Below are 13,294 nucleotides of genomic sequence, written 5' to 3'. Positions count from 1 at the left end.
GTATGGTCATTCATGTGGATCAATTGAGCAAGTCCTTTGACTACTACAAAAAAGAAACGGGAATCCGAAACTCGGTCAAGAATTTGTTCCACCGGGAGAAATTAACCAAGGATGCCGTGAACAAGGTCTCGTTTGATATTAACGAAGGCGAGATGGTTGCGTTTCTGGGTCCGAACGGAGCAGGCAAGACGACCACTTTGAAAATGCTCTCCGGCATTCTGTATCCGACTTATGGCAGTGCGGAGGTGCTGGGCTACACGCCCTGGGAGAGAAAAAATGACTTCAAGAAGCAATTTTCCATTGTTATGGGCCAAAAAAACCAGCTGTGGCTGGATCTGCCGGCAAGCGATTCCCTGTACTTAAACAAATGTATTTATGAAATCAGTGATCAGAAGTATAAGGATACCCTTGACGAGTTAGTGACGCTGATGGATGTAGGGCACCTGCTGCATGTACAGGTCCGAAGACTGTCCCTGGGTGAACGGATGAAGATGGAGCTGATCGCTGCTTTGCTGCACCGGCCCCGGATTATTTTTCTGGATGAGCCGACGATTGGCCTGGATCTGGTGTCACAGAAGAACATCCGCGAGTTCCTCAAGGCTTACAATCATGAATTCCGCACGACCCTGCTGCTTACGAGCCACTATATGAAGGATATTGAAGACCTGTGTAAGCGGACCATCGTGATCAATCAGGGCAAGCTGGTGTATGACGGGGAGATCCGCAAAATCAACGAGGTCATGAATGAGAAAAAACGAATGAAGCTGACCTTCTCGGCCATCGTCGAGCGGAAGGATCTGGCCGTTATGGGTTCGATTAAAGAATATAACGGACATGATGTCATTCTCGAAGTGGAGCGTGCGAAGTTCAAGGAGTATTCCAGAATGGCCATGGATCACTTTCCCGTCATTGATCTGAATCTGGAGGATATTCCCCTGGAAGAAGCCATTGCACGTTTATATGAACAGCCGGAGCCGCGCAGATGAACAATAAATTTGCCGTCAGCTTTTCGCTGGGAATCCAGAACTCCATGGAATACCGCTTTAACTTTTTTATGGGTTTTGCCAGTCTCTTCTTCCCGATCTTCATCCAGCTCTTCCTGTGGAAGGCGGTGTACAGCCATGCCTCCAATATGAACTTATATGGCTATACCTACCAGCAGATGATCGTCTACACCATCGTAGCTGCCCTGATCTCGCGGCTGGTGGCTACGGGTCTGGAATATGACATTAACCATGATATCAAGAGCGGGGGGCTCAATAAATATCTGGTGCGGCCGATCGGTTATTTTCCTTATAAAATATGTGTCTACCTTGGCGGGAAGGTCCTCTCGTTTGCCATTACGTTAATCATGCTGCTGGGCGTGGTGCTGTTCATGGTTTATTACTTCAAAGCGCCAATCAGCGTATCGCGTATCCTGGTTTTTGGTGTCGTGCTTATGCTTGCGGTTGTGCTTAATTTCATGATCTCCTTCTCGGTCAGCGCGATTGCCTTCTGGTTAACCGATGTCTCTTATTTTTTTCATGTTACAGCGTTATTAATTCAAATTTTTAGCGGCGGGATCTTCCCGCTCGATATTTTTGGGGCGACATGGCTGGCGGTCTTCGATTTCCTGCCGTTCAAGTATACGATCTACATGCCGGTGAATGTAATCAACGGCAAGCTGACCCTGCTTCAGGCGTTGCATGTGATAGAGCTTCAACTATTATGGATTGGACTCCTTCTGTTGCTTACGCGCTATATCTGGAAAGTGGCGATCAAGAAATATATTGCCGTAGGGGGTTAAGGGAACCCGATGCTCAGATCACTCCGGAAGTACGGTTTCATATACAGCTTGTTCATCAAAAATTCCCTGATGTCCCAAATGGAGTATCGAGTGAATTTCCTGATGGGCCTGCTGGTGGAGACCTCCTATCTGTTCGCCAAATTCCTGTATGTGATTATTGTCTATGAGGCCGGTTTGACGCTGGATGGCGTGCCCATTGATGCGATATTGCTGTTTATTGGCACCTATACCTTGATGACGGGGTTGTATTGGGGACTGTTTGCCATCAACTTCGTGCAGATCCCGGAGCATGTAAGAACGGGGTCACTCGATCTTTTGTTAACGAAGCCGATTTCCCTGCAATTTATGATGACGTTACGGAATGTGGACTTTGGCCTGGCGATTCCGAATGTGCTGGGCGGCGTGACCATGATTGTGGTGGGCTGGAGAAGACTGGGGCTTCCGGCCGATGCCGCTTCAATAGGCGGGTTCATCTGCTTCCTCGTGCTGGGGCTGTTCGTGACCTACACCCTGTTCCTGATCCCGCAGTTATTATCGTTCTGGTTCATTCAGATTGCTGCTGTCAATGACATCTCCAATGGCCTGTTCGAGCTGAATAACATGCCAATGATGATTTACTCCAAATGGATACAGCGAATAGGGATATTTGTTATCCCTGTTCTATTGATTACTAACTTTTCACCCTTATTCGTGCTGGACCGGTTACATCCGGGCCTCTTCCTCTGGGCCATTCTGTCTCCCATCCTGCTGCTGGGAATCACGAGATGGATCTGGTCCAAAGCAATTCGTAATTACAACAGCTCAGGCGGCTAGATATCCGGAATCACAGGAGGTAAGGATATGAATACTCAGAAGCAGTATAAGATTGGAATTTTGGGCTGCTCCACGATAGCGCCGTTCTCGATTATTAACCCGGTCAGGGAGCTTGATCAATTTGTAACGTATGGTGTGGCTTCGCGTGATGTGGACCGGTCTGCAGCCTATGCGCTGAAGCATCAGATTCCGCATGTTTTTGAGAGCTACGATAAGCTGCTGGCATCGCCGGACATTGATGTGGTCTATATACCATTATCCAATTTCCTGCATAAGGAATGGACGCTGAAGGCGATTGAGGCGGGCAAGCATGTCTTGATTGAAAAACCGATAGCCTTGCATGCCGATGAGGTGCTGTTCATCAATGAACGGGCCAGGCAGCAGGATGTGCATGTCCTTGAAGCGCTAATGGTCCAGCATCATTCGTGGCAGCAGGATATAACAGACATGATCACTGCTGAAACCTACGGCAAACTGAAAAAAATCAAAACCCGGATCTCCTTTGAAATTCTGCAAAGCAACTACAGCGCGGATAATTACCGGTTCAAGCCGGAGTACGGCGGCGGCTGTTTCATCGACGAATGCTCGTACTGGCTGCAGTTTATCCAAAAGGTTATCGGCCTAACCCCGCAGACACTGGACGGATTCTCGACATTCTCAGGCATTAATCAATGCGACTGGACCTTTCATGCGGCGCTGCAATATGAGGGGGGCGTCGAGGCAGAGTTCCTGGGTTCGTTTGAAATGCCGAACAATGCCACCCACTGGCTGGAGTTTGAGCGGGCCAAGGTAAGGATCAGCGGCTTTTTTAAGCCTTGCTATGGGGATTATAAGATCATTATTCAGGTTGAACATACGGAAGAGGGAACAACAGACAAGCTTGTATACTCTCCGCAAAATTACTATGTGAACCAGCTCAGGTTCTTGGCTGAGGTTCTTGGGGGCACCAGAGAGAACATTCCCTTATCTGAATCCTATGAACGGGTGGCAACCATGAACGCCATCTATGAGATTGCCAGGAACAAGCATGCCGGGCAGCCTCCCCTGGAAGATAGAGCGGACGGGGAGGCTGTGAATGTTGGATAACCGAGAACAGGAGCTGCGTAAGCTGCTCGCTCAATTGCCCGGCGGTTCTCCCCGTCTGAAGAATGCAGGTATGGACGCGGATTTGCGAGGTTATGGCATGGATTCTTTGCTGTTTATTCATTTTGCGGTGGCCCTGGAAGAGCATTTCTCAATAGAGGTGAGCCCGGAATTTCTCGATATAGATAAACTATACAGTCTTCAGAAGTGGAGAGAATATATTGATTCACAGGATCTCGTATGTTAGTAGCCCTGGAGATGGACTATTACAGCGAGGGCTACCGGACCATGCACTCCAATTGTGTGGATTTGCCTATGGCGGGTGCCGCAGGCTTTCATCAGTATGAGAATTATTTCTACTATACCTTTTTGTATGCAGTCATGATGAATTGGGGAGAGGCAGCGGGCGGGGACTGGGTGGCCTCCAGGTGCACTATTCTTAACAAGCTGGGACTAACCCTTAAGGTAACGGAGGTCTCGGATGCTGCTGAGCTTCTGCCGGCGATTCGCATGAACATTGATCAGCAGTGCCCGGTCGTGATGATTGCCAACTACAACTACCTGTTTTTTTTGAGCCAATACGGGACGGTCATTGATGATCATGCCTTTCTAATCACGGAATATGATTCTGCCAGAAGGCTGTTTGTGATCCGGGAGAATCAGCTGAACAAGGAGGTCACCTTGAATGTGATGAAGGGGGAGCCTTTCTTCAAGCTGCAGCTGACCGAGGAATTGATAGCGGATATCTGGAGTAAATCCAATGCTTCTTTTAAGGAAATCAGGAATTATTGTTATAACAAGCTGTTCAGCGTAGCGAAAATAGGCGAACCGGAGGTTCACAGCTATCTGGAGCTGGTTGAGGATTTCGCACAGTGCTATGAGAACTGTTCTAATCATTTGATCGAAGCGGTGGATCGTTTCAATGACAATGTCTCTCTTATGGAGGGGCTTAATGACGCAAGTGCCATTGCGGTTGAATTTGAAACCATGCGCAGGAGCTACCATGGCTCGGCGATCATTATGTTCGATATCTTTGAGAAGGCGCTGCCCTGGTTATCCTCTCATGAAGAATGGCGGCAGATCTTCGGCGGGTTCCGGGATCGATATATCAAATTCAGATACCAGCTCATCTCTGGCTGGCATGCGGATACGCTGAGACGGAAGCTGATGCCGCCGGGTAGAGTGCTTCAGCTTAAAAAGGAGATTAGACAACTGGATACGGAGCTGTTCTCTCTGCTGGGCAAGCTGCTCGCCTATCATCATAAGGAGCAAGAGGCGCACAATGCCGCATCGGCTTGGACGAATTATGCGGCTTGTGCTGCGGTGTCGGCGGATAGTGAGTATAGCCTTGACCCGGCGACAGTCTGTCAAGCCAGCCAGGCGGTGAATGGCAGATGGGAGAATTGGGTCACGGATTCCTGGCATTCGGACACCGCCCAGCCTGTCCATTGGCTGCTGCTGGATCTGCTGAAGCAGAGAGATATTCTGAAATTTGTGATCAGGCATTCGCCTGCCCCCGGTTATATCACGATGGATTATGAGCTTCAGGGAAGCAACGACACAGAGCAGTGGGAGCAGATAGCGGCTGTACGGAATAATGAGTCTGTCTTAACCGTGCATGAGGCTGACGGCTGTTCGTTCAGATACATCAGACTATATATTACTTATCCGGCCCAGAATGATTTTCAGGCGCGGATCTTTGAGCTTGAAGTGTGGGGGCTGCCTGTATAATCCAACCCTCAAGAATCTGATATGTTTCAAAAAAAAGTAGGATATCCTTCCATTTGGCCTGCTGGATATAATGGAAATGTGAAAAATAAAATGCCATATTGATTGGAGAATCAAGCATGAACAACAAGAAGAAATGGACGATTTATGTGATTCATCATTCCCATACGGATATTGGCTACACCGAGCGGCAAGAGAAGATTGAGCAATATCACGTGGACTTTATCAGGCAGGCCATTGCGATCTGTGAGGCGGCTCAGACGGAGGACCGTAAGGAATGGGCGGGCTTTAAATGGACCTGCGAAACCTTCTGGGCCGTGGAGAAATTCTTGGAGGAAGCCACGGAAGAGGAGAAGGAACAATTTGCAGCCGCGCTCAGACGCGGGGATATTGAGCTATCGGGCACCTACTTGAATATGACGGAACTGATTAATTTCGAGCTGCTGGGCAGTATGCTTGCACGGGCTGGGCAATTCGCCCGGCCGCTGGGGCTTCAAGTGAAGTCGGCCATGACTGCGGATGTTAACGGATACAGCTGGGGCTATGCACAGGCTTTGGCAGACGCAGGAGTCGAGAATTTGCTGTCCAGTATCCACACGCATCATGGAATGTTTGCCATCGGGCGCAAGCAATTCCCCTTTTATTGGGAGACGCCCAAAGGCAACCGCCTGCTGGTGTGGAGCGGCGAACATTACATGATGGGGAATGATCTGGGGATCAATCCGGATGGGGCATTATCTTATACCATCAAAGACGAAGACCCGGTATGGGGGATCTCTAAAGATCACTGGAAGCTGGCCGAGACCCGCATTGCCCGCTATCTGGATCAGCTGGAGAAGGAGCAGTATCCCTACGATTTCGTATTGGTGAACGTCATGGGGCTGTTGCGGGATAACTCGGCGCCGAATCCCGGAATCATGACCTTCATCAAGGAATGGAATCAGAAGCACGGGGACCGTGTTGAGATCGAAATGACAACGCTTAACCGGTACTTCGACCTGTTGCGGCAGCAGGAGGCCGAGATTCCTGTCTATAGCGGTGACTGGCCGGACTGGTGGTCCGATGGTGTGGCTTCAACCGCGATGCACACCCAGATCTTCAGGAATGCCCAGCGAACCCTGGACGTCGTCAAGCGGCTGGACCCGGAGCGCAAGCTGGTGGCGTCAAGCGATATTGCCCAGGCAGAGCAGCAATTAATGATGTATGCCGAGCATACCTGGGGATATCACTCCTCCATCTCGGAGCCCTGGCACATCATGGTACAGGAGCTTGCCGTCCGCAAAGAGGCGTATGCCGCCAATGCCAGCAGACTCGTTCATGCCTCGCTGGATACGGTACTGAAGGCGCGGGGCGATGTGCTCCTGCGGGCAGACCGGGCATTCACCTATAAAGTAATCAATTCCTTCGATTACCCCGTAGAGGATCTGGCTCATTTCTATCTGGAGGAGCAGTGGGAAGCGGATTATTTCCGGCAGGGGCTTGAGGTGGTCGATGAGCAGAGCGGAGAAGTGGTCCACCATCAGCAGGAGAAGGTAAGCAGGGGATACCAGATTGCGGTCATGGTCAAGCTGGGCGCGAAGGAAGAGAAGCGGTTCAGTATCCGGGAAGCCTCGAAGACCGTCCCGGTGACGACGAGCAGCACCCGCTTGCGGGGAGCCGACCGGATTCATGATATCCGCGATATCTTCCCTCCTGTGCAGGAGGAGACTCCGCGGCTGTTCATCACGGAAAACCACATAGAATCGCCTTACGTACGAATTGCGTGGAGAGCCGGAGAAGGCATCGTCTCCTGGATGGATACACAAACAGGCCAGGAATTCATTGATCCCCGTCAGGCTCACGGAGCCTTCACTCCGGTGAATGAAGTGACCCCCGGCGGCGGTGACGACCAGATGACCGTTCGGAGAATCATGGGCAGGAACCGCAAAGGCATGAATGTGGAGCGTTCGGAGGGTGTCCTCTCAGGCGTGAAGGAAATAACGAACGGCCCGGTGTACGGCATCATTGAATTGAAATATCAGGTTCAAGGGATGAGCCACTATTCGTTATTCCTGAAGGTGTTCAAGGACCGGAAGCGAGTCGATGTTTCCGTCCGCATCCACAAGGATAGCGTGTGGGACCCGGAGAATGTATACGTCGCCCTCCCCTTTAGTGCAGGCGGCAGCAGTGAGCTGTGGTTCGAGAAGGCCGGGGCTGTCCTAAGGCCGGGAGTAGATCAGATCCCGGGCACCTGTACGGATTTCTATTGTATTCAGGAAGGGCTTGCGGTGATATCCCCTCAAGGCGGGCTGTCCATTGCCACCCCGGATACACCGCTGATGCAGACCGGACCTTTGGAATATGGCCCGAGGCTCGTGCAAGGCCAGCAGGAAGAGAACGGCCATACCTCATTATATGCCTGGGTACTGACTAATTATTGGGAGACGAACTTCAAGGCCACCCTCGGGGGCTTCTACGAATTCCGCTATATGCTGCAATGGGGAAGCGAAGCGGGTACGGCAGAGCAAGCTATTCAGTTGTGCCACAGCGCCAATGCAGGCACGGTTGCATTCAGAACCACATAAATTCCGGCGGACATTAGAAGGGCTGAATCTTTTATAGAGAAGCCCTTTTTTTGTCTAATTTATAGGCTTCAAGCTATGTAAGAAGCACTAAAAGAAATTAACAAAAAGCAAAAGAAGCGAAGGGGAAATTTGGAACTGTAGGAGCGGTAGCGACCGCCTTTGTCACGGATTTCCACCGCGAAGAGCGGAATAAATCAAGAAATCTGGGGACAACAGCGGCCGGAAGTCCAAATGTTCACCGCAGTGACGATGAAGCTTCAAGTTCATATCTTAAGGGCGTTTTATTTATAGATTGAACTTGAAAATATACGGACAGGGAAAAGTGACGGAGGAGAATTTGGCACCACACTCTATATAGAAATGAGCCTTGTGTAAAAAGGGGAGGCGTGCGCTGTGTACCGTATTCTGATTGTGGACGACGAACGCATTGAGAGAGAGGGCATTCAGCAATTAATACAGGAACACTATCCGGAAGTGGAGACCATCCTGGCGGCGAATGGCGAGATTGCGCTGGAGATCATCGGGAAGCACAGGATTGATATTCTGATTACGGATATCAAGATGCCCTTTATGGATGGGCTGGAGTTGTCGGAGAAGGTTAGCAGCCTGGGTCTGGATATTGAAATGATCATCTTCAGCGCTTACCATGAGTTTGAATATGCGAGAAGAGCCTTGCGGACCAACATATCGAATTATTTGCTCAAGCCGGTTCATATCCCGGAGTTTCTCAGTGTGGTGAATGAGGCGGTTCAGGCCTGCGAAGACAAAGCGGCAGAGAAATTGCGGAACGAACAACTGGTGGAGGGATATAACCGGGGACTTCTGTATGAGAAGGAAAAAATGCTGCTGGACTCCCTAAACGGAGTGAAAATAAATACGGAGGCATGGATGTCCCCCGAACTGCTGGAATATGTCCAACACAAGCATTGGCTGCATATGATTCTGGTGGATTGCCGCCGGAAGTTTTTTGATATTCACAACGATGAATTCATTAGGCTGTTACACGATAACCTCAGCTACGCCTTCGATTATGTCAACTTGAGCGAGCACCAGAGTATGCTGTTCGTCAAGCACCCCTGTCCTCTCCCCAAAGAGACGCTGCGGCTGCTTGGAGATCAGCTTATCCGCGCCGCCGCCGGGAGCCTGGAGCTGAATGTGGGTCTGGTGATCGGCAGAGCGGTGAATCAGCCGCAGCAGTTATATGATGCCTATACCGGGATGGAGCAGATGCTGGAATTCAAGTTTTTCATGGATGAGTATACCCTTCTATTTGCCGATGAACCCTTTGAGCAAGCGGGCTTTGACGAGATCGAATTGAATCCGATTCTGGATAAGGTCTACCAGTGTCTGGAGTATAACGATTTTACCGGTGCGAAATACAGTATAGAGCTGCTGTTCACCTACCTGAGAACCAAGGGGCAATTCTCGTCCCTGTACACCAAGTTCATCTGTTCGGAAATTATGAAAAAGGTGGTGACGAGAGAGAAAAACCATGAGCCTGCGGAAATGAATCATTACTTGGACCAAATTCATAAGACCGTATCTCTTCAGGATCTGAAGGATCATATGTTTGCGATCCTGTCCCTCATGGAAACCGGCAACGGAGCCAGCCCAAAGAGGTCCGCCAATCTCAAGCTGATCCGGACCATTACAGATGTAATCGACAAGGAATACGATCAGGATCTCTCTTTGGAGGGCATCGCAGAGAGGGTCTATTTGACACCAAGTTATCTGAGTTATTTGTTCAAGAAGGAGACAGGTCAAAGTCTCATCCGGTACATCACGCAGGTGAGAATGGACAAAGCCGTCGAGCTGCTGAATACAACGAATATGAAGATTGTTGATATCTATAAGAAGCTGGGCTACAGAAGCTCTACCTATTTTATCCAGACGTTTCGTAATTACCATGGAGTCACTCCGGCCAGGTTCAGGGAAGGCTCTCCTTAGGGTTCACTCCGTCAGCTTCATCAATCATTAGCGGTTGCCGGAAAAGCTCCAACTATTTCTGTTTGTAACGGATACGGGGAATAGTTGGAGTATGTACATTATTGTAGTATCAGATGTAATTCTGTGAATACGGGCAAATCTCTGTGGTTTCATATAACGAAGCTGCACCGGCCGTTTGAGGTTGCTCCTAACGGACCTGAGAGACCCTATTCCCGGGAAAAGGCCACCTTTTACGGGTTAGCGGACTGAGGAGCCTTTATCGTCTCTCGATGAGAGGTCTAGGAGTAGAAATTCCATGAATAAGACCCATGGGGTCCGTTACTTTCAACAAGTGGTGCCTTCATCCGGAATAAGCGCGCCTCAGTCCGTTACGCTGGGTTAAATGCCCTTAAGGAACAACTTCCGTCTTCATCTGGGAATGGTGGAGGAGCTGGTCGCCTGGGAATGGCAGAAAAAGGAACCTGAAGGGGTTGGCTCCACTCCTGTGTCCTTCAGGCAGCATAGCGCCTCATCCATCAGTTTAAATCTGACGCTCTACCAGGGTGCATTAACGAAACGTGATGATGCCCCCGCCTATCCCTCGCCGAACATCCGGGCAATGCCCCGGAAGGTATAAGCGAGAACATGCTCTGCCGTGCGGACGGTCAAGGCGGGGGAGGAAGGCCTCCGCAGGCGGTCCAGCAGAGCAGGCCCGAACAGGTCATGGCTTCGGGAGATTTGCCCGCCCAGCATGATGAAGTCCGGCCGGTAGCCGTCTACGTAAGGCTGGAGCAGCTCCCCGAGCCGGGCTCCGAATTCGGTGAATACCCCGCGCGCGGCAGCATTCCCCTCTCTGGCTTCATGGGCAAGCTCCTTCACATCCATGTCTGCTCCCGGAAGCCCCGCCTCCCCAATCCCCGCTTCACGGGCCAGCTTCAGGATGCCTCTCCTGGAGAACCAATCATCCGCCCTGCCGTCAAGATAAGGCTGGTCATACAGCCAGCCGTCCGGCGGGATGCCCGGTCCGGATTCCATGATCCGGGAGCTGTCGATGAAGGCGGAACCGAGGCCGGTTCCTAGCGTCAAGGCGATGAACCGCTCACGCGGGAATTCGGCGCTGACTCCCAGCGCAAACAGGCGTGCGTCATTCTCGAAGCGGATATCCATGTCCGGCAGCGGGCCGGCCTCACCGGAGGTGCCAGTGTGCCAGCGTGCGCGTAAAGCTTGGCCCAGATTCAGCCCGTAGATCGCCTCGAATTTGGCAAGCCCCCGGATCATGCAGATCCCCTGCCTGTAATCGAACGGGCCGGGAAAAGCCATCCCGATATGATAGCGGCACTCCGTTACAGTGTCCCGGCGTTGGTGCTGATACAGGTCGTACTGGGCCTGAAAGATAGATCTGAAATGGTCAAGGATCGTTTCCCGGTCCCGGTCAGCCAGGGCGGGGAATTCCATGTCACTGCCTTGCAGCGGAAGGCCGTCCTCCAGCACGCAGGTCTTAATAAAAGTTCCGCCCACATCCAGCGCGAGTACGATATTACGGCTCAAGGAGACTCACATCCCATGCTGCGGAGACACCGGCCTTGATTAGCTTGCAGGGGCCGGAACCGGTATTGACGATGGTGTATTCCCCTAGTACAGCCGGGAGAATATACGATTCCGCATAATGCAGCTCCACATACACCGCCTCGTCCTCAGCAGACACAATCCGCACGCCCTCTCCTTCAACGAGGTTATACATGGTCATTTCGCCGCGTGTATCGTCTTTCCAGGTATCCTTCAGGTGAACACGGTGGACATAGAACAGCAGATCATCGCGCTGTCCCAGCACATACTCTTCATTCTCCCCTTGCTGCTGCAGAAGCACCGGCGAAGGCATAAGCTGATCTTCAACCCGGGCGGTCTTCTGAGTGAAGTCAATATTGTCGAAGGCGAAGTCGATGTTGATCGGCCGGGGTTTGCCGTCCAGATCCTTGCGCAGAAAATCATAGATTTTGAAGGTGAACCACCAGGTGGTCGAGGAAATCTCCAGCACCAGATTATCTTTGCCTGCGGAATGAACGGTTCCGGGCGGGATCAGGAACAGCTCGCCCTTCCGGGACGCATAACGGTTGACATAATCGGTCAGCGGCAGCGGGATGCCTGTCTCCTGAGCCTTCTGCACCTCATGGCGGAACTGCTCAGGTGTGCAGTCTTCAGTCAGTCCCAGATAGACCCCGGAATCCCCCTGCTGCTCCATGATGTAATAGGATTCCTGCTGGGCCATGAATTCATTGAACCGGCTGCGGATATAGTCCTGGGTAGGGTGGACCTGGCAGGACAGATTGTCTCCGTCCATCGTGTCCAGATAGTTGAAGCGGATCGGGAAATAATTTCCGAATAAGCCGGTCAGACGTTCCCCCAGAATCGCTGGATGCTCCTGCTGCATGACCAGCAGAAACGGAATTTCCATCTCTTTGCCTTCATACCCTACAAGAATGGAATTCTCGGGGGCAATCGGCTCGAAGCTCCAGGCGCAGTTCACCCAATCCTCCGGCAGATCGGCCAGCTGTTTGAGGAATTGCCCGCCCCACACCCCCGGTGCATAAAAAGGCTTCACCCGCAGCGGTGACCCGGCAATATCCGAGATCATCCGGCGCAGAGACGGCACGGCAGTCATGACTGGCTGCTTGGGCTGATTCAGGTCGATGTAGTAGTCCATTTGATCCAGGATGTGTTTGCGGTAGGTTTCGAGAATAGGCCATTCCACGAACAGGGCGATTTTATATTTCTCCACCGCATCCCGGTTCCAGTTGAGGCCGAAACTCAGCAGCTCCTGCCGGTGGCCGGCCTGCTGGTATTCACGCGAGACATCCAGGTAGCAGGAAAGATCGAACCGGCCCTCTCCAAGCCAGTAAGCTCCCGGTCCAAAAACTATACAGAATGCAGCCGAATCCGCGCCCGGCTCTGACTCATCCAGCCTGCGGGCGGCGTCTGCCCTGGCCCCGGCCCGGAAATAATCCTCTATACTACCATCAGTGAAATAGCCGAAGGCACGGTTATCCGTAATATTGGCGGCAAAAAATTCCCGCAGCTCTTCGCCTGACTTGAGATAGCTGCCCGAGCCGATGAGGGACACGGAATGACCCGCTTGCTCAAGCGCTTCCACTGCCCGCTGCAGAACGGTTTGAAACGGGGCGCCGTGGGTTCCGTCAAAAGCAACATACAGCGTGCCGCTTCCCTTCACACTGGCGAGCTGAAGCAGGGAAGCGGTAATCGCAGAATAGCCTTCCCGGAGCACTGCGGGAGGAGCAGCCAAGGGTATGCCGTCCTGAGGAACAGGAATGGGGCTGCGTACAAGGTTGACCGGTCGTTTAACAAACATGGGGAAACTCACTCCTTCTAAGGGTCTACC

General features: G+C 51.6%; 10 protein-coding genes. 8 read left to right on the top strand and 2 right to left on the bottom strand.

The window, feature by feature from the left end; genetic code table 11:
• Window positions 1-2: 2 nt before the first annotated feature.
• The 8 genes from NSS64_RS17760 to NSS64_RS17725 all read left to right on the top strand — a co-directional run bounded on the left by NSS64_RS17760 (window position 3) and on the right by NSS64_RS17725 (window position 9,921).
• Window positions 3-986, top strand: coding sequence for an ABC transporter ATP-binding protein (locus tag NSS64_RS17760; RefSeq protein WP_341140983.1), 984 nt, complete (start codon window positions 3-5; stop codon window positions 984-986).
• Window positions 983-1,786 carry an ABC transporter permease gene (locus tag NSS64_RS17755; RefSeq protein WP_341140982.1) on the top strand — a complete coding sequence of 268 codons (804 nt, stop codon included), beginning with the start codon at window positions 983-985 and terminating at the stop codon, window positions 1,784-1,786. The genes NSS64_RS17760 and NSS64_RS17755 overlap by 4 nt, the downstream gene beginning before the upstream one ends.
• 90 nt (window positions 1,787-1,876) lie before the next feature.
• Entirely contained in the window at window positions 1,877-2,599 is a 723-nt protein-coding gene (locus NSS64_RS17750; protein WP_341140981.1) for an ABC transporter permease, read from the top strand.
• Window positions 2,600-2,626: 27 nt separating this feature from the next.
• Window positions 2,627-3,685 carry a Gfo/Idh/MocA family protein gene (locus NSS64_RS17745; protein WP_341140980.1) on the top strand — a complete coding sequence of 353 codons (1,059 nt, stop codon included), beginning with the start codon at window positions 2,627-2,629 and terminating at the stop codon, window positions 3,683-3,685.
• Window positions 3,675-3,929 (top strand): acyl carrier protein, encoded by a 255-nt coding sequence (locus tag NSS64_RS17740; protein WP_341140979.1) that lies wholly within the window; start codon window positions 3,675-3,677, stop codon window positions 3,927-3,929. Before NSS64_RS17745 ends, NSS64_RS17740 begins: the two co-directional genes overlap by 11 nt.
• On the top strand, window positions 3,923-5,413 hold the full coding sequence (locus NSS64_RS17735) for a discoidin domain-containing protein (protein WP_341140978.1): 1,491 nt from the start codon (window positions 3,923-3,925) through the stop codon (window positions 5,411-5,413). The genes NSS64_RS17740 and NSS64_RS17735 overlap by 7 nt, the downstream gene beginning before the upstream one ends.
• 116 nt (window positions 5,414-5,529) lie before the next feature.
• Window positions 5,530-7,974 carry a glycoside hydrolase family 38 N-terminal domain-containing protein gene (locus NSS64_RS17730; protein ID WP_341140977.1) on the top strand — a complete coding sequence of 815 codons (2,445 nt, stop codon included), beginning with the start codon at window positions 5,530-5,532 and terminating at the stop codon, window positions 7,972-7,974.
• Window positions 7,975-8,367: 393 nt separating this feature from the next.
• Window positions 8,368-9,921: a response regulator transcription factor gene (locus tag NSS64_RS17725; RefSeq protein ID WP_341140976.1), complete on the top strand. Its 1,554-nt coding sequence runs from the start codon at window positions 8,368-8,370 to the stop codon at window positions 9,919-9,921.
• 573 nt (window positions 9,922-10,494) lie between these two features.
• On the opposite strand, the gene NSS64_RS17720 is transcribed toward NSS64_RS17725, so the two are convergent.
• Both NSS64_RS17720 and NSS64_RS17715 read right to left on the bottom strand, forming a co-directional pair.
• On the bottom strand, window positions 10,495-11,448 hold the full coding sequence (locus tag NSS64_RS17720) for an ROK family protein (RefSeq protein WP_341140975.1): 954 nt from the start codon (window positions 11,446-11,448) through the stop codon (window positions 10,495-10,497).
• On the bottom strand, window positions 11,438-13,264 hold the full coding sequence (locus tag NSS64_RS17715) for a class I mannose-6-phosphate isomerase (RefSeq protein WP_341140974.1): 1,827 nt from the start codon (window positions 13,262-13,264) through the stop codon (window positions 11,438-11,440). The genes NSS64_RS17720 and NSS64_RS17715 overlap by 11 nt, the downstream gene beginning before the upstream one ends.
• Window positions 13,265-13,294: the final 30 nt, after the last annotated feature.

Source organism: Paenibacillus sp. FSL H8-0122 (genome assembly GCF_038005345.1).
Taxonomy (GTDB): Bacteria; Bacillota; Bacilli; order Paenibacillales; family Paenibacillaceae; genus Paenibacillus_AQ.
Note: the sequence above shows the minus strand (reverse complement) of the source record. Positions and strands in the feature narration are given on the sequence as shown.